Raw genomic sequence first — 19,527 nt, 5'->3', positions numbered from 1 at the left:
CCTCTTGGGTATCCCTGAACCGGCCAAGCGATCAAACGCCAATTTTGTCCATGTCGATTGACAAAAACTCAACTGACAATTCATGATCGGCCAATGGCTCTACCCTCACTCAATGGCATGCGCGCTTTCGAGGCCGCCGCACGTCTCGGCAGCGTCAAGGATGCCGCCGAAGAGCTGCATTTGACGCCTTCGGCGATCAGCCGCCACATCCGTGCACTCGAACGGAATCTTGGTCAGGACCTGTTCGAGCGCGGCTTTCGCCAGATAACGCCGACCATCCGGGGCTCTTACTATGCACGCAGCCTCTCCGAGGCGTTCGAGGCCATCTGGCGCGCCACCGACGACGTCAGCCTCGCAGACGGTCCGAGCCACGGCAGGACCCAGCGTGTCCGGGTCCTGTGCGTGCCGGCGGTTCTGAACCTTTGGCTGGCGGACCGGTTGCCGAGCTTTCGCCGGCAGCATCCGGCCGTGGATCTGGAGATATCGACATCGGGCAAGCGGGCCAATTTCGATTTGGCCATTGTCGACGAGTTCGTCTACAAGGCCGGCCCGGCGCTGACGCTGCTGATCCCGCTGGTTCTGACGCCGGTCTGCGCGCCCTCGCTGCTCGACGGGCCGATGCCGCTGCGATCGCCCGCCGATCTGGTCAGTCACCATCTGATCCACGAATGCGAGACCATGCGATGGAAGCGCTGGCTGGAGCAGGAAGGCGTCTTGGACACGACGCCGAAATCCAGCACGACGCTGGATGATTGCACGCTGATCATGCGCGAGGCGATAAATGGCGCTGGAATAGCGCTTGCCGACACGATGATGGCCCAGGATCTGCTGCAGCAGGGCAAGCTGGTCGCCCCGTTCAGCGCCCGCCACACCTATCCGGCCGGCATCTACCTGCATCAGCGTCGCAGCATAGGCAACAAGCCGGGTACCGGCCTGTTTCAGGATTGGCTGCTTTCCGAAGTCGAGGACCACAAGCGGGTGATGGCCATCGCCTAGGCTGTCTTACGGACGGAGTTGGAAACGCGGGTTCATCCAGCTCGAAGCCGTGGATCGAAGATTCGAATCGACAGACAGACCTGTTTCAAAATCGGCTCACCATCACGGCCGGTCGATAATCGCGGTTCGTATTGAATATCTTTAAGGCCAAAGCCGGCAAATCGATTGCTTGCTGGTTCCCCCGCGTCAGGCGTAACCTTGTTGGTCAACGCGTGAGGGCGCGTGCTGCAAGAAGGGGACACTGCAATGACGATACAAGGCGCATCGCCTGACCTGTATAATGAAGACCTCGCTCCCGCCAAGGTTCGAAACTGGGGACCGTTCTCGATCTTCAACGTCTGGACGTCGGACGTTCATAGCCTGTGGGGCTACTACCTCGCCGCCAGCCTGTTTCTGTTCTGTGGCGGCTTCGTCAATTTCATCATCGCCATCGGCATCGGCTCGCTGATCATCTACGCGCTGATGAACATGGTCGGCTACGCCGGTGTGAAGACCGGTGTGCCCTACCCCGTGCTCGCCCGCGCCTCCTTCGGCATCTGGGGCGCCAACATTCCGGCACTGGTGCGTGCCGTCGTCGCCTGCTTCTGGTATGGTGCGCAGACCGCCGCCGCCTCCGGCGCCATCGTCGCATTGCTCATCCGCTCGCAATGGTTCGCCGATTTCAACGCCAACACCCATTTCCTCGGCCATTCCGGCCTCGAGGTGATCTGCTTCGTGATCATATGGGCCCTGCAACTGCTGATCATCCAGAAAGGCATGGAAACGGTGCGCCGGTTCCAGGATTGGGCAGGCCCCGCCGTCTGGGTGATGATGCTGCTCCTGGCCGTTTATCTCTGCGTCAAATCCGGAACCTTCGCCTTCACCAGCGACATCCCGATGGACGTGCTTCTGGAAAAGACCAAGGATGCCGGCGTGCCTGGAACGCCGGGCTCGTGGACGTCTCTGTTCGCGGTGGCCGCGATCTGGGTGACGTATTTTTCGGCGCTCTATCTCAATTTCTGCGATTTCGCCCGCTATGCGCCCAATCAGGCGGCATTGCGCAAGGGCAACATCTGGGGTCTGCCGGTCAACCTCATCCTGTTCTCGCTGGTCGCCGGCGTCACCACCATCGCCGCCTACGACGTCTACCATGAGGTGCTGCTGCACCCCGACCAGATCTCGGCCAAGTTCGACAGCTTGTTCCTAGCTGCCCTTGCCGCCTTGACGTTCGCGGTGGCGACCTTGGGTATCAATGTGGTGGCCAACTTCGTCTCACCTGCGTTCGACTTCTCCAACGTCTTCCCGCGTCAGATCGACTTCAAGAAGGGTGGCTACATCGCCGCCGTCATCGCGCTCGTTCTCTATCCCTTCGCACCGTGGGAAGGCAGTGCCGCCTCCTTCGTCAACGTCATCGGCGCGACGATGGGACCGATCTTCGGCGTGATGATGGTCGATTACTATCTGATCCGGAAGGGCGAGGTCGACGTCGAGGCGCTCTATCGCGAGGACGGCGAGTTCCGCTTCCAGGGTGGCTGGCACGTCAATGCCTTCATCGCCGCCGGCATCGGCGCCATCTTCTCCTCGATCCTGCCGAACTTCACCAACTGGCTGCCGTCCTGGTGGGGCGTTTATGGCTGGTTCTTCGGCGTGGCGATCGCCGGCGTCATCTATTACGTGCTGCGCACCGCCGCCCTGGGTGCAGGCGCCAAGATAGCAAAAGCCTGACAAGCATCTCTGGGGCGGCCCCGTGCCGCCCCGCTCTACTGCGCGACCATTTCGGCCAGCTTGCGCACCGTGTTCCAGTTGCGCGAGGTTCCGATGCCCATGCGCTTGTGATTTGCGGCCGCAAGCAGCCGCGAGCTAGGCCTCTCCCGTGAAAAGACGATCCAGATGTCGCCGCTGACCAGAAGCACCTTCTCGTCCGCGGCGGCATAGGCCTGAAAGCCAGATATCGCATCCTCGGTCACGGGTTTGCGCATCACGCGCACCACGACCTGGTCGCCGGCTTCCACCGACTCGCTCGGGAATGGATTGCCGCTTGCGAGTTTGCGCCAGTCTCCGGCGGCACGGACGATGATGTCGACATGGCGGCCAAAGGTCTGTTCGAAGGCGGATTCCAGCCGCTCCTCGAGTCCGGCCACCGAGATCTTCTCGCTCTCGAAAACCAGATTGCCGGTCGCCAACAGGGTGCGGACATTCTTCAGGCCAAGGCCTTCCGCCATCGCCTTGAGGTCGGACATGACGACCCGCCGCCCCTCTCCCAGGGTGATGCTGTAGAGGAGCGCCACATAGGTCCGCATGGTAGCGATCAGACCAGCCGGCTCTGCTCCACCGCCGCCTCGATGAAGCTGGCGAACAGCGGATGCGGATCGAGCGGCCGGCTCTTCAGTTCGGGGTGATATTGCACGCCGATGAACCAGGGATGGTCGGGATACTCGACCGTCTCCGGCAGCACACCGTCGGGCGACATGCCCGCAAACACCAGCCCGCAATCCTCCAGGCGCTGCTTGTAGTCGATATTGACCTCGTAGCGGTGCCGGTGACGTTCGGAAATCTGGGTGTCGCCATAGATATCGGCGATCTTCGAGCCCTTGGCGAGCTCGGCCTGATAAGCGCCGAGCCGCATGGTACCGCCGAGATCGCCGCTCGCCCTACGCTTTTCCAGCATGTTGCCCTTCAGCCATTCGGTCATCAAACCAACAACCGGTTCCGTGGTCGGGCCGAATTCGGTCGACGAGGCATGTTCGACGCCGGCCAGCGATCGCGCCGCCTCGATGCAGGCCATCTGCATGCCGAAGCAGATGCCGAAATACGGCACCTTGCGCTCACGCGCGAATTTCGCCGCCAGGATCTTGCCTTCGGAGCCGCGTTCGCCGAAGCCGCCGGGCACGAGGATGCCATGCACCTTCTCCAGCCAAGGCGTCGGGTCCTCCTTTTCGAAGATTTCCGATTCGATCCAGTCGAGCTTGACCTTGACGTGGTTGGCCAGCCCACCATGCGAAAGCGCCTCGATCAGAGATTTGTAGGCGTCCTTGAGGCCGGTATACTTGCCGACGATGGCGATGGTGACCTCGCCCTCCGGATTGTGGATGCGGTTCGAGACCGCCTGCCACGGCTCCATGCGCGGCTTAGGCGCCGGGTCGATGCCGAAGGCGGCCAGCACTTCCGAATCGAGACCTTCCCTGTGATAGGCCATAGGCACGTCGTAGATATGCGGCACGTCGAGCGCCTGAATGACGGCGCTCTCCCTGACATTGCAGAACAACGACAGTTTGCGGCGCTCTTCCTTGGGGATGGCACGGTCGGCGCGCACCAGAAGAATGTCAGGCGCAATGCCGATGCCGCGCAATTCCTTGACCGAATGCTGGGTCGGCTTGGTCTTCAGTTCACCCGCCGTCGGGATATAGGGCATCAGTGTCAGATGGACATAGACGGCGTTGTTGCGCGGCAGATCGTTGCCGAGCTGGCGGATCGCCTCCAGGAACGGCATCGCTTCGATGTCGCCGACCGTGCCGCCGATCTCGCACAGCACGAAATCATAGTCGTCATTGCCGTCGAGGACGAAGTTCTTGATCTCGTCGGTAACGTGCGGGATGACCTGCACGGTCGCGCCGAGATAGTCGCCACGCCGCTCGCGCTCGATGATGTTCTTGTAGATACGCCCGGTCGTGATGTTGTCCTGCTGATTGGCGGAACGGCCGGTGAAGCGCTCGTAATGGCCAAGATCGAGATCGGTCTCGGCCCCGTCGTCGGTGACGAACACTTCGCCATGCTGGTACGGCGACATCGTGCCGGGATCGACATTGAGGTAGGGGTCGAGTTTTTTGATGCGTGCGCGATAACCTCGCGCCTGCAGGAGAGCCCCAAGGGCCGCTGCGGCAATGCCTTTTCCAAGTGAGGAAACCACGCCGCCTGTGATGAATACATATCGCGCCATGGGAGTCATCGCTTAACGCGGCCTGATTGATTCCGCCAGAGAAAAAACCGCCGCGAAGGCTTTTTCCCAAAAAGGCGCTCGGACCATGATTCCCGAAAAGTGGAATCCGGTTTTCGGACGGGATCACGACCAAACGGGTTGACCGGGACCTTAGAGCAATTCCAAGAAAAAGCTCGTAGCGGTCTTCCGTCCGGAATTGACATAAAAACAAAGACTTGGAGCGGGTTGGCGATTCTACAAAACGTTGGACCGCTCCAAGCAAAACAAAAGGGCCGGCTGAGCCGGCCCTTTCGGCATGATGATGGAGACGTCAGATGATGACGACTTTGGTGCCGACCCGGACTCGGCTGTAGAGATCCATGACGTGCTCGTTCATCATACGGAAGCAGCCATTGGAGGCGCTGGTGCCGATAGACTGCGGCGCGATGGTGCCGTGGATACGCAGATGCGTGTCCTTCTTGCCGTCATAGAGATAGATGGCGCGGGCGCCGAGCGGGTTCTGGCCACCGCCGGCCATGCCGTCCTTGTACTGGCCATAGTGCTTGGGCTCGCGCTTCTGCATGTCGAGCGTCGGGATCCAGCGCGGCCATTCCTGCTTGTCGCCGACCGCGACCGTGCCCTTGAACTGCAGGCCTTCGCGACCGACCGCGATGGCGTAGCGACGCGCGGTCGTGGACGATTCGACGAGATAGAGCCGGCGAGCGCTGGTGTCGATGACGATTGTACCGGCATCATAGCCCGTGAATTCCACGTCCTGAGGCACGAATTCCGGCTTTACCTTGAACGGCTTCTTGGCGTTCTTCTGGGCAAGTGCCGAGTCGAGCGCGCGTGTCTCGGGCAGATAACTGATCGATGAGCCAGATAAGGTTCCACCGAACAGACCAGCAAACAGACCGCCGCTCGACTGCTTCTGGCCACCGACGACCTCGCTGCGCAATTCGCCATTGTTACCGGTCAAAGCGACATTCATCGCCTCGGCCGGGATCGGCTCGGCCGACTGGATCGGCGTGACCGGTTCAATCGGCTCGATGACCTTGATGGTCTTCTTGGCCGGTTTGGCATCGGCCACTTCGGTTGCTGATGCTTTCTGGCCCTTGCTGGCCAGGAATGCCTTCCGGTCCGCGTCAGCCCTGGCTTTGGCTGCCTCGCGCATCGCCAGCTTCCTGGCTTCGAGCGCCTTGGCTTTGGCGTCTTCCTTGGCAGCGGCGATCTTGGCCTCGATCTTCTTGATCTGGGCGAGATCGTCCGGTGTCGGGGTTTTCTTCCTCTTGAGAAGCTTCAACTGCGCCGCATCGCTCTTGGCCGCGACGGGGATGGCGTCGGTTTTTTCAAGCGACACCGACTGTTGTGCGGCCATATTTGCCGGCATGCCGGCGAAGGCCGGGGAACTCATGCCGATTGCGGCGCAAAGTCCCAGGAAAATGAAGCTGCGAAGCTGCATGGCGAAGATCCGATCGTTCAATGCTTGTTGCCCACGGCGTCGCCCGGCGTCCCCCAAGGACGCCGAAAATGCCGCGTGCAATCTATAGTCGAATAAGCGCGGATGCCTCAAGCGCGAGACCGCACTGCCGCCCGTCGAATCTTCGTGATCGCGCAGCATTTGCCGCGACTGTGTTCAAACGATCACAGATCGCGGTTTGGAAACGTGGAGGTTACTGGTTCGGAACCTGAGGCGCCGCCGGCGCGGTGCTGGTGGTCCCATTGGTCGTTGGCGCGGTGGCCGGGGCCGTTGCCGGAGGCTTTGCCGCGGCGTCGTTTCCGGACGGCGGCGTCGGCGTGGCGTTGCCGGCGGGTGCCGGCGTGGTCTTACCCGGCAGTTGGTTGAGCACGCCCTTGCCGTCCGAGGTCGTGGGAACCCGATCGAGAATGTCGATCGGCTTCTCGCCGTAGCGGGCAATGATCGACAAGGTCAGCGAGGTCACGAAGAACGCAGCCGCCAGGATCGCCGTCGCCCGGGTCAAAGCGTTGGCGGCGCCGCGCGCCGTCATGAAGCCCGATCCGCCACCAATGCCGAGACCGCCGCCTTCGGAGCGCTGCAGCAGCACCACGCCGACAAGGGCGAGCACGACCATTAGATGGATGACGATCAGTACGGTTTGCATAGTTTATCCTGGCAAGGCCTTGCCCGGCCGCGGACACGACCGGTGAATTGGAGGCGGCTCAATACAATGCTTTCACGGCATTTCCAAGCCCGTGGCCGGAATATGGGAAGCAACGCGCCCTTTGCAACGAATTTGGACGGGACGAGAGCCGCCCATCCTCGTGAATCTCAGCCTGCAATGCTGCGATAGGCTTCGGCGATATCCAGGAAATCAGCCGCTTTCAGGCTGGCGCCGCCGACCAGCGCGCCATCCACATTCCGGACGCCCAGCAGTTCCACCGCGTTGGACGGCTTGACCGATCCGCCATAGAGAATGCGCATTCTAGCAGCGGCGGTCCCCAGCTTTTCCGACAGCTTTTCGCGGATATGCGCATGCGCTTCAGCCACATCGGCGGCGGTTGGCGTCAGGCCGGTGCCGATCGCCCACACTGGCTCATAGGCAATGACGGTGTTGGAGTGCGTCGCGCTTGGCGGCACCGAGCCGGCCACCTGGCGCGACAGCACCTCCAGCGTGGCTCCAGCCTCACGCTCCTGCCGCGTCTCGCCGATGCAAACGATGGCCACCAGCCCGGCACGCCAGGCCGCGGCGGCCTTGGCCTGGACCGTCGCGTCGTCCTCGCCCCTTTGTTCGCGGCATTCGGAGTGACCGACAATGACATGGCTCGCGCCCGCGTCCTTCAGCATCTCCGCGGAAATGCAGCCGGTATAGGCGCCGCTTTCCTTGCTATGGCAGTCCTCACCGCCGGCATGGACAGGCGTGCGTGACAGGATCTCCGCAGCATGGGAAAGCAGCGTCGCGGGAACACAGACCAGTGCTTCCGTCTCGGCGTCGAGCCCGCTCATGAAACCGTTGCCGATCATCCTGAGCTCGTTCAGCGAGGCGCTGGTGCCGTTCATTTTCCAGTTGCCGGCGACAAGCGGGCGAATTCCTGGCGTCATGGTGTGCTTCTCCGGGCGATATCAGGCTCTGGCCCTCACTACCAAAATCAGGCCACAAAGCAATCGACAGTGGGCCGGAAGGGCGCTATTGCGCTTGTTTCAGACTCGGCGCACGCGAAAATGCGCATAAATCGGAAGTAACCATGCTTGGTGTATTGAGAAACGCGGCGGGTACCTGGGTCGCGAAGACACTGCTTTCGCTACTGGTGGTCAGTTTCGCCGCCTGGGGCATCTCTGGACGGCTGATGGGTGGCTTTGCGGGCCACGATTCGGTGATAACCGCTGGTGGCACCAAGGTATCGATCAACGAATACCGCCTTGCCTATGACCGCCAGCTCGCCGTCATGTCGCAGCAGTTCGGTCAGCGCCTCACTCACGAACAGGCAAAGGCGCTGGGCATCGACAACCAGGTGCTGGCGCAACTCGTTTCCGGTGCCGTTCTCGACGAACAGGCACGCAAGCTGGGCCTCGGCCTGTCCAAGGACCGGCTGGCCGAACTCACCCGCGAAGATCCGGCGTTCAAGGGCCCTGGCGGTCAGTTCGACCGACGGACATTCGATTACATGCTGCACGAGGTCGGCATGCGGCCCGAGGATTACCTGAAGAACCGCGCCCAGGTGGCGGTGCGCCAGCAGATCGTCGAGGCGGTCTCGGACGGCCTCAAGGCCCCGGATACGTTCTTCAAGGCGGTCGCGCTCTACCGCGGCGAAGACCGCACGGTCGATTATTTGACGTTGCCGAAGACGCTGGTCGAGCCGATCGAGGCTCCGAGCGACAGCGTGCTCCAGGCATATTTCGAGGCCAACAAGAAAACCTACGCCGCGCCTGAATACCGCAAATTCTCCTATGTCCGCCTGGAACCGGTGGACATCATGGATACGACCGCGGTCACCGACCAGCAGGTCAGTGACGACTACAACAAGAACAAGGCACGCTACACCACGCCCGAAATGCGCACCATCGAGCAGCTTGTGTTCAAGACGCCGGATGCGGCCAAGGCAGCGCTCGATTCGCTCAAGGCCGGCGCCACCTTCGACAAGCTGGTGACCGCCGAAGGCAAGACTCCGGCCGACACGCTGCTTGGCACACTCGCCAAGGACAAGATCGCCGACAAGGCTGTTGCCGATGCCGCCTTCGCGCTCAACGTCAATGAAGTCAGCCAGGTCGTTCAGGGTACCTTCGGTCCAGTGCTGCTGCGCGTGACCGAGATCAAGCCCGAGGTGGTGAAGCCGCTCGCCGAAGTGTCCGACCAGATCCGCAAGGACCTGGCGCTGGGTGAGGCAAGCCGCATCCTTTTGGATGTGCATGACAATTATGAGGACACCCGTGCATCGGGCAGTTCGCTGGCCGACGCGGCTGCCAAATTGAAGCTTAAGGACATCACCATCGACGCCATCGATCGCAATGGCTTGAGGCCCGATGGCTCCATCGTCAAGGACCTGCCGGAATCGCCGTCGCTGATCAAGGCCGTCTTTGATGCGGAACCCAACACCGAAAACGAGGCGCTGACCACCGCGGACAACGGCTTCGTCTTCTATGAGGTCGGTTCGATCACGCCGGCCCGCGACCGCACTCTTGATGAGGTGCGCCAGAAAGTTGTCGCCGACTGGACGGCGGCCGAGACCACCAAGCGGCTCGCCGCCAAGGCGGGCGAACTCGAGAAGCGCCTCAAGGCCGGCGCCACGCTCGACGTCATCGCCGGTGACCTCAAGCTGGAAAAGCAGACCAAGCGCGGCTTGAAGCGCGAAGCCGATGACGCCGATTTCGGCAAGCAAGGCGCCGCCGTGATGTTCGGCGTCGGCGAAGGCGGCACCGGCTTGATCCCCTCGCCCACTGGCGACGGCCAGATCCTGTTCAAGGTTGCCGAAGTGTTCGAACCGGCCGGCGCCGACGCCAGCTCGGTGCCGGACGACGCGCAGAAATCATTCACCTCCGGCATGTCCGACGACCTGCTCGACCAATTGGTGGCGCAGTTGCAGACGCAGTACGACGTCCGCATCGACCAGGCCGCCGTTGCCCAAGCCTCGACAAGATGAGCGCGCTGAAAGCCCATATCGCCAAGGTCGCGACCGGCACCGCGCTGTCCTTCGAGGAGGCCTGCGAGGCCTTCGACATCATCATGTCGGGCGATGCAACTCCAGGGCAGATCGGCGGCTTCCTGATGGCGCTGCGCGTGCGCGGCGAAACGGTGAACGAGATTTCGGGCGCTGTCGCCACCATGCGCGCCAAAATGCTGCGCGTCGATGCCCCTGATGGCGCCATCGACATCGTCGGCACCGGCGGCGACAATTCGCACTCGGTCAACATCTCGACGGCTTCCGCCTTCGTCATTGCCGGTAGCGGCGTGCCGGTCGCCAAGCACGGCAACCGCGGTCTGTCCTCGTTGACCGGCGCGGCCGACGTGCTGATTGCCCTCGGCGTCAAGATCGACATAGCGCCGGAGATTATTGGCAAGTGCATCCATGAAGCCGGCGTCGGCTTCATGTTCGCGCCGGCGCACCACCCGGCGATGAAGCATGTCGGTCCGGTTCGCGGCGAGCTTGGCACGCGCACCATCTTCAACCTGCTCGGACCGCTTTCCAACCCGGCCAGCGTCAAACGGCAGATGGTCGGCGTGTTCATGCCGGAATGGATCATGCCGGTGGCGGAAACGCTGAAGGCGCTCGGCACCGAACATGCCTGGGTCGCCCATGGCGATGGCTATGACGAGATCACCACCACCGGCGAGACGCAGGTCGCCGAACTGGTTGGCGGCGAAATCCGCAGCTTTACGCTGACCCCGGAAGAGGTTGGACTGAAGCGCCATACCAAGGATGAGCTGCGCGGCGGCGATGCCGCCTACAATGCCAAAGCCTTGCGCGACATGCTGCGTGGCGCCGCCGGCGCCTACCGCGACACGGTGTTGATGAATGCCGGTGCCGGACTGGTGATTGCGGGCAAGGCGACGACGCTCCGCGACGGCATCGCCATCGCCGCGCAGGCGATCGACAGCGGCCGGGCGCTGCAGGTGCTCGACCGGCTGGTCGAAATTTCGAACGGGTGAACCGTGTCTGACATTCTGCGCAAGATCGAAGCCTACAAGCGCGACGAGATCGCCGCCGCCAAGGCGCGCGTGTCGCTAGCCGAGATCAAGGCGCGCGCAAAAGACGCGGACGCACCGCGCGGCTTTCTCGCCGCGCTCGACGCGAAGCGCAGGTCGGGCGGCTTCGCACTGATCGCCGAGATCAAGAAGGCAAGTCCGTCCAAAGGGTTGATCCGTGCCGATTTCGATCCGCCGAGCCTGGCCAAGGCCTATGAAAAAGGCGGCGCGGCCTGCCTTTCCGTGCTGACCGATGCGCCCTCCTTTCAGGGCGCGCCGGAATTCCTCACCAGGGCAAGAGCCGCCGTCGCCCTGCCCGCGCTGCGCAAGGATTTCCTGTTCGACCCCTACCAGGTCTACGAGGCGCGGGCCTGGGGTGCGGACGCCATTTTGATCATCATGGCCAGCGTCGATGACGCCATGGCCAGCCAACTCGAATCGACCGCGTTCGAGCTCGGCATGGATGCCCTGATCGAGGTGCACGACGAAGCCGAGACGGAGCGCGCGCTGAAACTGTCATCGCAATTGATCGGCATCAACAACCGCAATCTGCGGACATTCGAGACCAGCCTCGATACGTCGGAGCGGCTGCGGGCGATGGTGCCGGGTGGTCATTTGCTGGTCAGCGAAAGCGGCATCTTCTCGCATGACGATTGCCTTAGACTGCAAAGGATGGACATCGGCGCCTTCCTGGTGGGCGAGAGCTTGATGCGCCAACAGGATGTGACTGCTGCAACGCGCTTGCTGCTCACGGGCAAGGCGTCCGATGCATCGGCCCGAAAATCGGAATCGATTTTCGGAGAGCACGATGCATAGAGTCGAAGTGATAGAGCGCACTTTGTGCGTCCGAATGGACGCACGTCGCTCCATGGCGATTTGACGATGGCGGCCGGCCTCACTCATCTCGGTGCGCAGGGCGAGGCCAACATGGTCGATGTCGGCGACAAGGACGAGACGACGCGCACCGCGATTGCCGAGGGTTTCGTCTCGATGCGGCCAGAGACGTTGAAGACCATCCTCGCCGGCAATGCCAAGAAAGGCGATGTGCTCGGCACCGCGCGCATCGCCGGCATCATGGCGGCGAAGAAGACGCATGAGTTGATCCCGCTCTGCCATCCCCTGCTGTTGACCAAGGTTTCCGTGGACATCGAGGCTGACCACGCGCTGCCCGGCCTGAAGGTCACCGCCTTGGCGCGCGTCACCGGCAAGACCGGGGTCGAAATGGAAGCGTTGACCGCCGCGTCCGTGGCCTGCCTGACCATCTACGACATGGCCAAAGCCGTTGACCGCGCCATGGTCATCTCAGGCGTCCGGCTGGTCGAAAAGACCGGCGGCAAGTCCGGCGACTACAAGGCAGGTGCCTGATGGCGCTGGTTCCGGTCGCCGAGGCGCTCGAACGCCTGCTCGACGGCGCCATGCCGCTGGCCGGCGAAAGCGTCCCTCTCATCGAGGCTGTCGATCGTGTGCTGGCGCAACCGGTCGTCGCACTTCGCACCCAGCCGCCTTTCAACGCTTCGGCCATGGACGGGTATGCGGTGCGAACCGCCGACGTCGCTTCGGTACCCTCGAAACTCTCGGTGATCGGCATGGCGCCAGCCGGGCGTGGCTTTGACGGCACGGTCGGTAAGCGCCAAGCAGTGCGCATCTTCACCGGCGCACCGCTGCCTGACGGTGCCGACACCATCGTCGTCCAGGAAAACGTCCGGGATCTCGGCGGTGGCAACATCGAAGTGATCGAGCCGACCGCGGAGTGGCGCAACATCCGCCGCATCGGCCTCGATTTTTCCAAGGGCGACGTGGTGCTGGAAAAGGGGCGCGTGCTCGACCCGGCGGCACTGTCGCTGGCGGCATCGGCCAACCATCCCCAGGTGAGCGTGGTGAAACGGCCGCAGGTCGCCATCATCGCCACCGGTGACGAGCTGTTGCCACCCGGTAGCCAACTCGGACCCGACCAGATCATCTCGTCCAACGCTTATGGCGTCGTCGCGGCAGCACAATCGGTCGGCGCCCGCGCGCTCGATCTCGGTATTGCCGCCGACCGCAAGGACGTCATCGCAGCCCTTGTCAGGGAAGCAGTCGCGGCGGGTGCCGATGTCATCGTCACGCTGGGCGGCGCCTCGGTCGGCGACCACGACCTGATCCATGACGTGCTGACCGGCGAAGGCATGACCCTCGGCTTCTGGAAGATCGCCATGCGTCCCGGCAAGCCGCTGATGTTCGGGCGCCTCGGCGATATCAGATGCATCGGCCTGCCCGGCAATCCCGTGGCAAGCCTTGTCTGTTCGCAATTGTTCCTGAAGCCGCTTTTGGCAAGACTGGGCGGCCGCGCCTACCGTCAGGACATCCGTCAGGCGCGGTTGGGCACCGCAATGCCGGCCAACGACCTGCGCCAGGATTATGTGCGGGCGGTGGTCAGGGAAGACCACGGCGAAATGGTAGCAACGCCGTTCGGCATCCAGGATTCTTCGATGCTGAGGATGCTTGCCGACGCCAACGGGCTGGTCGTACGCGCGCCTTTTGCCCCTGCATCTGTTGCCGGAGACGCTTGCAGCGTTCTGATGTTACGCTGAAGAATTTTCCGATAATGAGCTGATAAGAAGATAAAAATGATCTCGGCTATTCCGAGATCAAGGTTCGCGTCAGCGCGTGCGCAGGGTCGGCAAGGCCATCGACAACATCGTAATGATGCCGGTCGGGTTCGACCACGGCGCTGGTGGTGGCACCAAGCCCGGTCCAGATGTTGGCCAGCAACGCATTCTGGCGCAGCAATTCCGAGCGTTCACCCCCTCCGACCCAGCAAGTGATGCGGACACCATCCATGGGCCGCAGCAGTGCCGGGCTTTCCGTCAGCGCCTCATGCTCGTCGATCTTCAGCACCGCGTTCATGTCCGTGCGCATCAGCGGACGCAAATCATGCAAGCCTGAAATCGAAACGACATGGCGTATGCGCCTTGCAACATCTGGGACCAGAGGTGCTGTTTCGGTCACCATGCGGCTGGCGAGATGTCCACCGGCCGAATGTCCGGTCAGCATCAGTGGTCCCCCGACCATGGTCGCCGCCTCGCCGATCGCCGCCCCGATTTCGCTGACAATGCCGGCGATGCGTATGTCCGGGCATTGCGTATAGGACGGCATCGCCACGGCGAAGCCGTTGCCGACCCCGCCACCGGCGAGGTGCGACCACAAGCTCTTGTCGGTCTCCATCCAATAGCCGCCATGGATGAACACCACGAGCCCCCTAGGAGCGCTATTGGGAAGGAAAAGATCGAACCGATTGCGCGGCCGATCACCATAGGCGATGTCGAGCCGTGCCCGGCCCTGCGCCGACAGTGCGTCACGAAACGCTTGCGCGGGTTCCGCCCAGGCGGCCGGCCAACGGTCGCTGCCGGCGATATTGGCGCCGTTGGCGTAGGCATTGTCCCAGTCGGCAATGCGATGGTCGAGCATCGGCACCCTCCCCGAAGCGGCATCGTTTCAACACTAGCAATGGCCGCCGCCATGTCATGCGTCAATGCTCCAAGGCAAAACATTTTAGGCTTGAAACAAATTTCGACTGGTGCGATCCTGCCTACGAACAGCCGACAAAAAATGGGAGGTCCGCTGTGCTGTCCGACATGTCGATGGTCACCTTTCCAGTGGCATGTCGACAAGATGTTTGCGGGCTGCACGAAGCCTTTCGCGAGAGACAGGAATTCAGATCCACCGCCTTTGGTCACGTGCCCAGCACGCTGGCCGGGCAGCAGACAGGGACAGCGGCGACATGCTTGGGCCTTCAGCGCATACCGACACGTTCACGCGCGATCATCTGCCGCCGCCCGAGCAATGGCCGGACTTCCTGCTCGACGGCTTCGACTATCCAGAACACCTCAACGCCGGTGTCGAATTGACCGACAGGCTGGTCGAGAAGGGCCTCGGCGACCACACCGCCCTGATCGGCAATGGCCGTCGCCGCACCTACAAGGAACTGTCCGACTGGACGAACCGGCTCGCCCATGCGCTGGTCGAGAATTATGGCGTCAAGCCGGGCAACCGGGTGCTGATCCGCTCCGCCAACAACCCGGCAATGGTAGCCTGCTGGCTGGCCGCCACCAAGGTCGGCGCTGTCGTCGTCAACACCATGCCCATGCTGCGCACCGGTGAACTCACCAAGATCGTCGACAAGGCCGAGATCACGACCGCGCTCTGCGACACCAGGCTGATGGACGAGATGACTGCCTGCGCCAAGGACAGCGTGTTCCTGAAGCAGGTGATCGGCTTCGACGGCACCGCCAACCATGACGCCGAACTCGACCGCGCCGCCCTCGACAAGCCGGTTACCTTCACCGCCGTCAGCACCGGCCGCGACGATGTCGCCCTGCTCGGCTTCACTTCGGGCACCACGGGCGTGCCGAAGGCTACGATGCATTTCCACCGCGATCTCCTGATCATCGCCGATGCTTACGCCCGTGAAGTCCTGCAGGTGACGCCCGACGACATCTTCGTCGGCTCGCCGCCACTCGCCTTCACCTTTGGTCTTGGCGGGCTCGCCATCTTTCCCCTGCGCTTCGGCGCGGCGGCGACGCTGTTGGAGCAGGCGACGCCGCCCAACATGATCCACATCATCGAGACCTACAAAGCGACTATTTCGTTTACCGCGCCGACCGCTTACCGGGCCATGCTGAAGGCCATGGACGAAGGCGCCGACCTGTCATCGCTGCGCGTTGCCGTTTCCGCCGGCGAGACCTTGCCGGCTCCGGTCTTCGAAGAGTGGACACGAAAGACCGGCAAGCCGATCCTGGACGGCATCGGCGCCACCGAAATGCTGCATATCTTCATCTCCAACCGCTTCGACGACAGGAAGCCTGCTTCGACCGGCAAGCCGGTCGGCGGCTACGAGGCGCGCATCGTCGACGACGAGATGCGCGAGGTGCCGCGTGGCGAGACCGGACGGCTGGCGGTGCGCGGTCCGACCGGCTGCCGCTACATGGCCGATGACAGGCAGAAGGACTATGTGCGCGACGGCTGGAACCTCACCGGCGACACCTTCACGCAGGATGAGGACGGCTTCTTCCACTTCGCAGCGCGTTCCGACGACATGATCGTCAGCGCCGGCTACAACATCGCAGGCCCCGAGGTCGAGGCGGCGCTGCTGTCGCATCCCGATGTCGCCGAATGCGCGGTCATCGGCGCCGAGGATGGCGAGCGCGGCCAGATCGTCGAGGCGCATGTCGTCTTGGTACAAGGTGTCTCGCCAGACGCGATGACCGTCAAGCGCCTGCAGGACCATGTCAAGGCAACCATCGCGCCCTATAAATACCCGCGATCGGTCAAATTCATCGCAGCCCTGCCCAAGACCCAGACCGGCAAGATCCAGCGCTTCCGGCTGCGCACGGAGAAAATCAATTGAGCGAGCCCTACGATCCGGCGTCCGAAGGTGCTGAGATGTCGTTCAAGGAACGCATGTCCTACAGCGACTATCTGCACCTGGAGAAAGTGCTCGACGCGCAGGCGCCGCTATCGTCGGCGCATGACGAGGTGCTGTTCATCATCCAGCACCAGACATCAGAACTCTGGATGAAGCTCGCCTTGCATGAGATTGGCGCGGCGATCCGCTCGATTCGTGCCGACCGGCTCGAGCCGAGCTTCAAGATGCTGTCGCGCGTTGCCCGCATTTTCGAGCAGTTGAACAATGCCTGGGATGTGCTGCGCACGATGACGCCCAGCGAATACACCGAGTTCCGCGACGCGCTCGGCCAGTCCTCGGGTTTCCAGTCCTGGCAGTATCGCGCCATCGAGTTCATGGCCGGCAACCGTAACCTCGCCATGCTCGGGCCGCACAAGCACCGGCCGGACCTCAGCGCCAAGCTGGAGACAATCCTGACCGAGCCGTCGCTCTATGACGAAGCGCTGCTGCTTCTGGCGCGCAACGGCTTCGACATTGGCGCGGACGCAAAGCGCACGGACTGGCGCGAGACGCGAACGGAAAACGAAGAAGTCCTCGTCGCCTGGCAGACCATCTACCGCGATCCGCAGCGCTACTGGATGTTCTACGAACTGGCCGAGAAGCTGGTCGATTTCGAGGACTACTTCCGTCGCTGGCGCTTCAACCACGTCACCACCGTGGAGCGCATCATTGGCCTGAAGCGCGGCACCGGCGGCACATCGGGCGCCTCGTATCTCAAGAAGATGCTCGAGGTGGTCCTGTTTCCGGAACTCTGGAACGTCCGTACCCGGCTCTGAATTCTTTGTTTTGCGCAATTCCTGTAGGAAAACCGTGTCACAGTTTTCCCGCAGGAATTGCGCCGACTTTCAGGTCACCGCCGTCTTGACCGCGAAGCGCGCATCCTTCCAGGCGCCGGTGCGCAGGATATCTTCCAGCACCTCGACGGCCCGCCATACATCGGTGTAACCGACATAGAGCGGCGTGAAGCCGAAGCGGATCGTCGACGGCGCGCGGAAGTCGCCGATCACGCCGCGGTCGATCAGTGCCCGCATCACCTGATAGCCGTGCGGGTGGAGGAACGAAACCTGACTGCCGCGCTGCTTGCCGTCTCGTGGGCTTTCCAGCTCCAGCCCGTAGGCGCCGCATTTGGTCTCGACGAGTTGGATGAACAGATCGGTGAGTGCAATGCTCTTCTTGCGCACCACCGCCATGTCGACATCGTCCCAAAGGTCCAGCGCTCCCTTGAGCGCCCGCATCGACAAGACAGGCTGCGTGCCGCACAGAAACCGGCGGATGCCGCTGCCGGCCGCATAACCCTGTTCGAAGGCAAAGGGCCGCGCATGGCCCCACCAACCGCTGAGCGGCTGCTGGACTTTGTCGTGATGACGCTTGGCGGCGTAGATGAAGGCCGGCGCGCCCGGACCGCCATTTAGATATTTGTACGTGCAGCCGATGGCGAAATCGGCATTGGCGCTGTCGAGTTCGACCGGCAAGGCGCCGGCCGTATGGCAGAGATCCCAGACGACCAGCGCACCGACCTGATGGGCCTTGCACGTCAGTGCCGCCATGTCGCGCAGCTGGCCGGATTTGTAATTGACATGGTTGACCAGGATGACCGCAACGCGCTCGTCGATCAGCTCCTCAATGGTCGGCGCATCGACGCCCTCGAGCCGCAGCACGGTGCCGGGTCGCGTCGAGGCCACGCCTTCGGCCATATAGAGATCGGTTGGAAAGCTGTCGCCCTCGGCGACGATGACCGAGCGGTCCGGCCGCATGCCAAGTGCGGCATGGAGCACCTTGTAGATGTTGATCGAGGTCGTATCGCAGACCACCGTCTGGCCGGCCGCCGCACCGATCAGGCGTCCCAGCTGATCGCCAAGCGCGACCGGCATGTCGAACCAGCCGGCGGTGTTCCAGGCGCGGATCAAATCCTGCGCCCACTCCTGCGTCGCTGCCTTCTGCAGCTCGTTGAAAATCGCGGGTGCCGCGGCGCCGAGCGAATTGCCATCGAGATAGATGACGCCTTCCGGCAAAGTGAACCGGTCGCGCATGGCACGCAGCGGGTCCGCCGCGTCCATGGCTTCGACGGCTGCGAGATCGAGCGTTGCGTGCATGATCTGTGACATTCCCTGGTTATTCACGTCCTGGTTACTCACGAATGGCTTCGCGTAGCGGTGCGGCTCCCCGGCTGCGCTTCAGGCTGGGCAAGGCAAGCATGGCCAGCACGAACAGGCCCGTTGCAAGCTTCAGATCAGGCGGCGGCATGCCGGCGGCGAGGCAGAACGACACCAGCTGGTAGTAGATGATCGCGCCGGCGAAGGGCGCCAGCAACTGACGCCAGACCGTCTGCTTGCCGACGACGGCCTCGCCGATCATCAGCGCGGCAAGGCCGTTGATGAGAATTCCCAGGCCCATATTGACGTCGGCGAACCCCTGCGACTGCACCATCAGCGCGCCGCTTGAAGCCGAAAAAGCGCTCGCCAACCCGACACCGCCTATGGTCGCGGCCCAGACATTGATGCCTTGCGCCTCGGCCATGTCAGGATTGGCGCCCACGGCGCGCACGGCAGTCCCCTTCTCGGTCCTGAAGAACATGTAGAGCAGCATGAAGGCGACAAGCGCGAGAAGGCCCGCGACGGCGATCTTGCTGGCGGGGAAACCCGGCCGCGCGAACGGCACCCAGTCGAACACCGTCGGCGACCCGAACACGGAGAGGTTGGACTTACCCATGATCCGAAGATTGATGCTGTAGAGCATCGTCATCATCAGGATGCCGGCAAGAAGCGTGTGGATGCGGAAGCGCAGATGGATGAAGGCAGTGCAGCAGCCCGCCGCGAAGCCGGCAACGAGGGCGGCAGCGATGCCCATCAGCGGCGATGCGCCGGCGGCAAGGAGAACGCCGCAGACGCAGCCGCCCAGCGGAAAAGCGCCTTCGCTGGTGAGATCGGGAAAATTCAGCATCCGAAACGGGATCATGATCCCGAGCACGACAAAGGCCAGGATCAGGCTTTGCGCCAGGGTGACCGGCATGATCGCGACGAAGCTGGTGAGAACGTCCTCGATAAAGCCCATGA

General features: G+C 62.7%; 17 protein-coding genes. 9 read left to right on the top strand and 8 right to left on the bottom strand.

What is annotated here, in order from left to right:
- The first annotated feature begins 93 nt into the window (after positions 1 to 93).
- Together LB536_RS04695 and LB536_RS04690 are read left to right on the top strand one after the other, a co-directional pair.
- Positions 94 to 996: a LysR substrate-binding domain-containing protein gene (locus tag LB536_RS04695; RefSeq protein ID WP_224590279.1), complete on the top strand. Its 903-nt coding sequence runs from the start codon at positions 94 to 96 to the stop codon at positions 994 to 996.
- Between the two features lie 246 nt (positions 997 to 1,242).
- The gene (locus tag LB536_RS04690) at positions 1,243 to 2,700 is read left to right on the top strand and encodes an NCS1 family nucleobase:cation symporter-1 (RefSeq protein ID WP_224590278.1); all 1,458 of its coding nucleotides are present in this window, start codon (positions 1,243 to 1,245) and stop codon (positions 2,698 to 2,700) included.
- Between the two features lie 35 nt (positions 2,701 to 2,735).
- Here LB536_RS04690 and LB536_RS04685 read toward each other — a convergent pair whose 3' ends face one another.
- The 5 genes from LB536_RS04685 to tpiA form a co-directional block, all read right to left on the bottom strand.
- On the bottom strand, positions 2,736 to 3,275 hold the full coding sequence (locus LB536_RS04685; protein ID WP_224590277.1) for a DUF1697 domain-containing protein: 540 nt from the start codon (positions 3,273 to 3,275) through the stop codon (positions 2,736 to 2,738).
- Positions 3,276 to 3,283: 8 nt separating this feature from the next.
- Positions 3,284 to 4,921, bottom strand: coding sequence for a CTP synthase (locus LB536_RS04680; RefSeq protein WP_318013397.1), 1,638 nt, complete (start codon positions 4,919 to 4,921; stop codon positions 3,284 to 3,286).
- Positions 4,922 to 5,222: 301 nt separating this feature from the next.
- Positions 5,223 to 6,353, bottom strand: a complete 1,131-nt coding sequence (locus tag LB536_RS04675) for a L,D-transpeptidase (RefSeq protein ID WP_224590275.1) — start codon at positions 6,351 to 6,353, stop codon at positions 5,223 to 5,225.
- A gap of 211 nt (positions 6,354 to 6,564) precedes the next feature.
- A complete protein-coding gene (gene secG / locus LB536_RS04670) occupies positions 6,565 to 7,014 on the bottom strand; it encodes a preprotein translocase subunit SecG (protein ID WP_140808433.1) in 450 nt (149 codons plus the stop codon).
- A gap of 167 nt (positions 7,015 to 7,181) precedes the next feature.
- Positions 7,182 to 7,952, bottom strand: coding sequence for a triose-phosphate isomerase (gene tpiA, locus LB536_RS04665; protein ID WP_140757441.1), 771 nt, complete (start codon positions 7,950 to 7,952; stop codon positions 7,182 to 7,184).
- Positions 7,953 to 8,095: 143 nt separating this feature from the next.
- On the opposite strand from tpiA, the gene LB536_RS04660 reads away from it, so the two are divergent.
- The 5 genes from LB536_RS04660 to glp all read left to right on the top strand — a co-directional run bounded on the left by LB536_RS04660 (position 8,096) and on the right by glp (position 13,601).
- Complete coding sequence (locus LB536_RS04660; RefSeq protein WP_224590274.1) at positions 8,096 to 9,988, top strand: SurA N-terminal domain-containing protein; 1,893 nt, start codon at positions 8,096 to 8,098, stop codon at positions 9,986 to 9,988.
- On the top strand, positions 9,985 to 10,995 hold the full coding sequence (trpD, locus tag LB536_RS04655) for an anthranilate phosphoribosyltransferase (protein WP_140808436.1): 1,011 nt from the start codon (positions 9,985 to 9,987) through the stop codon (positions 10,993 to 10,995). Before LB536_RS04660 ends, trpD begins: the two co-directional genes overlap by 4 nt.
- A gap of 3 nt (positions 10,996 to 10,998) precedes the next feature.
- A complete protein-coding gene (trpC, locus tag LB536_RS04650; protein WP_224590273.1) occupies positions 10,999 to 11,847 on the top strand; it encodes an indole-3-glycerol phosphate synthase TrpC in 849 nt (282 codons plus the stop codon).
- A gap of 66 nt (positions 11,848 to 11,913) precedes the next feature.
- Positions 11,914 to 12,396 carry a cyclic pyranopterin monophosphate synthase MoaC gene (gene moaC, locus LB536_RS04645; RefSeq protein ID WP_224590272.1) on the top strand — a complete coding sequence of 161 codons (483 nt, stop codon included), beginning with the start codon at positions 11,914 to 11,916 and terminating at the stop codon, positions 12,394 to 12,396.
- Positions 12,396 to 13,601: a gephyrin-like molybdotransferase Glp gene (glp, locus tag LB536_RS04640; RefSeq protein WP_224590271.1), complete on the top strand. Its 1,206-nt coding sequence runs from the start codon at positions 12,396 to 12,398 to the stop codon at positions 13,599 to 13,601. The genes moaC and glp overlap by 1 nt, the downstream gene beginning before the upstream one ends.
- 46 nt (positions 13,602 to 13,647) lie before the next feature.
- Here the strand turns inward: glp and LB536_RS04635 are convergent, their stop codons facing one another.
- The gene (locus LB536_RS04635; protein WP_224590270.1) at positions 13,648 to 14,478 is read right to left on the bottom strand and encodes an alpha/beta hydrolase; all 831 of its coding nucleotides are present in this window, start codon (positions 14,476 to 14,478) and stop codon (positions 13,648 to 13,650) included.
- Between the two features lie 313 nt (positions 14,479 to 14,791).
- On the opposite strand from LB536_RS04635, the gene LB536_RS04630 reads away from it, so the two are divergent.
- Together LB536_RS04630 and kynA are read left to right on the top strand one after the other, a co-directional pair.
- Complete coding sequence (locus LB536_RS04630; RefSeq protein ID WP_224590269.1) at positions 14,792 to 16,417, top strand: AMP-binding protein; 1,626 nt, start codon at positions 14,792 to 14,794, stop codon at positions 16,415 to 16,417.
- On the top strand, positions 16,414 to 17,250 hold the full coding sequence (kynA, locus tag LB536_RS04625; protein ID WP_263488823.1) for a tryptophan 2,3-dioxygenase: 837 nt from the start codon (positions 16,414 to 16,416) through the stop codon (positions 17,248 to 17,250). Before LB536_RS04630 ends, kynA begins: the two co-directional genes overlap by 4 nt.
- A gap of 69 nt (positions 17,251 to 17,319) precedes the next feature.
- On the opposite strand, the gene kynU is transcribed toward kynA, so the two are convergent.
- Both kynU and LB536_RS04615 read right to left on the bottom strand, forming a co-directional pair.
- Complete coding sequence (kynU, locus tag LB536_RS04620; RefSeq protein WP_224590358.1) at positions 17,320 to 18,567, bottom strand: kynureninase; 1,248 nt, start codon at positions 18,565 to 18,567, stop codon at positions 17,320 to 17,322.
- Positions 18,568 to 18,601: 34 nt separating this feature from the next.
- On the bottom strand, positions 18,602 to 19,525 hold the full coding sequence (locus LB536_RS04615) for an ABC transporter permease (protein ID WP_224590268.1): 924 nt from the start codon (positions 19,523 to 19,525) through the stop codon (positions 18,602 to 18,604).
- Positions 19,526 to 19,527: the final 2 nt, after the last annotated feature.

Origin of the sequence: Mesorhizobium sp. ES1-3 (genome assembly GCF_020164795.1) — a bacterium.
In the GTDB taxonomy this organism is placed as follows: domain Bacteria; phylum Pseudomonadota; class Alphaproteobacteria; order Rhizobiales; family Rhizobiaceae; genus Mesorhizobium.
Note: the sequence above shows the minus strand (reverse complement) of the source record. Positions and strands in the feature narration are given on the sequence as shown.

Bases quoted from the DNA above. Each gene is read 5' to 3' on its own strand.
- LB536_RS04615 (WP_224590268.1), bottom strand. From the start codon at position 19,525: ATGGGCTTTATCGAGGACGTTCTCACCAGCTTCGTCGCGATCATGCCG.
- LB536_RS04675 (WP_224590275.1), bottom strand. From the start codon at position 6,353: ATGCAGCTTCGCAGCTTCATTTTCCTGGGACTTTGCGCCGCAATCGGC.
- LB536_RS04690 (WP_224590278.1), top strand. From the start codon at position 1,243: ATGACGATACAAGGCGCATCGCCTGACCTGTATAATGAAGACCTCGCT.
- LB536_RS04685 (WP_224590277.1), bottom strand. From the start codon at position 3,275: ATGCGGACCTATGTGGCGCTCCTCTACAGCATCACCCTGGGAGAGGGG.
- trpD (WP_140808436.1), top strand. From the start codon at position 9,985: ATGAGCGCGCTGAAAGCCCATATCGCCAAGGTCGCGACCGGCACCGCG.
- LB536_RS04680 (WP_318013397.1), bottom strand. From the start codon at position 4,921: ATGACTCCCATGGCGCGATATGTATTCATCACAGGCGGCGTGGTTTCC.
- secG (WP_140808433.1), bottom strand. From the start codon at position 7,014: ATGCAAACCGTACTGATCGTCATCCATCTAATGGTCGTGCTCGCCCTT.
- LB536_RS04660 (WP_224590274.1), top strand. From the start codon at position 8,096: ATGCTTGGTGTATTGAGAAACGCGGCGGGTACCTGGGTCGCGAAGACA.
- moaC (WP_224590272.1), top strand. From the start codon at position 11,914: ATGGCGGCCGGCCTCACTCATCTCGGTGCGCAGGGCGAGGCCAACATG.
- glp (WP_224590271.1), top strand. From the start codon at position 12,396: ATGGCGCTGGTTCCGGTCGCCGAGGCGCTCGAACGCCTGCTCGACGGC.
- tpiA (WP_140757441.1), bottom strand. From the start codon at position 7,952: ATGACGCCAGGAATTCGCCCGCTTGTCGCCGGCAACTGGAAAATGAAC.
- LB536_RS04695 (WP_224590279.1), top strand. From the start codon at position 94: ATGGCTCTACCCTCACTCAATGGCATGCGCGCTTTCGAGGCCGCCGCA.
- kynU (WP_224590358.1), bottom strand. From the start codon at position 18,567: ATGCACGCAACGCTCGATCTCGCAGCCGTCGAAGCCATGGACGCGGCG.
- LB536_RS04635 (WP_224590270.1), bottom strand. From the start codon at position 14,478: ATGCTCGACCATCGCATTGCCGACTGGGACAATGCCTACGCCAACGGC.
- LB536_RS04630 (WP_224590269.1), top strand. From the start codon at position 14,792: ATGCTTGGGCCTTCAGCGCATACCGACACGTTCACGCGCGATCATCTG.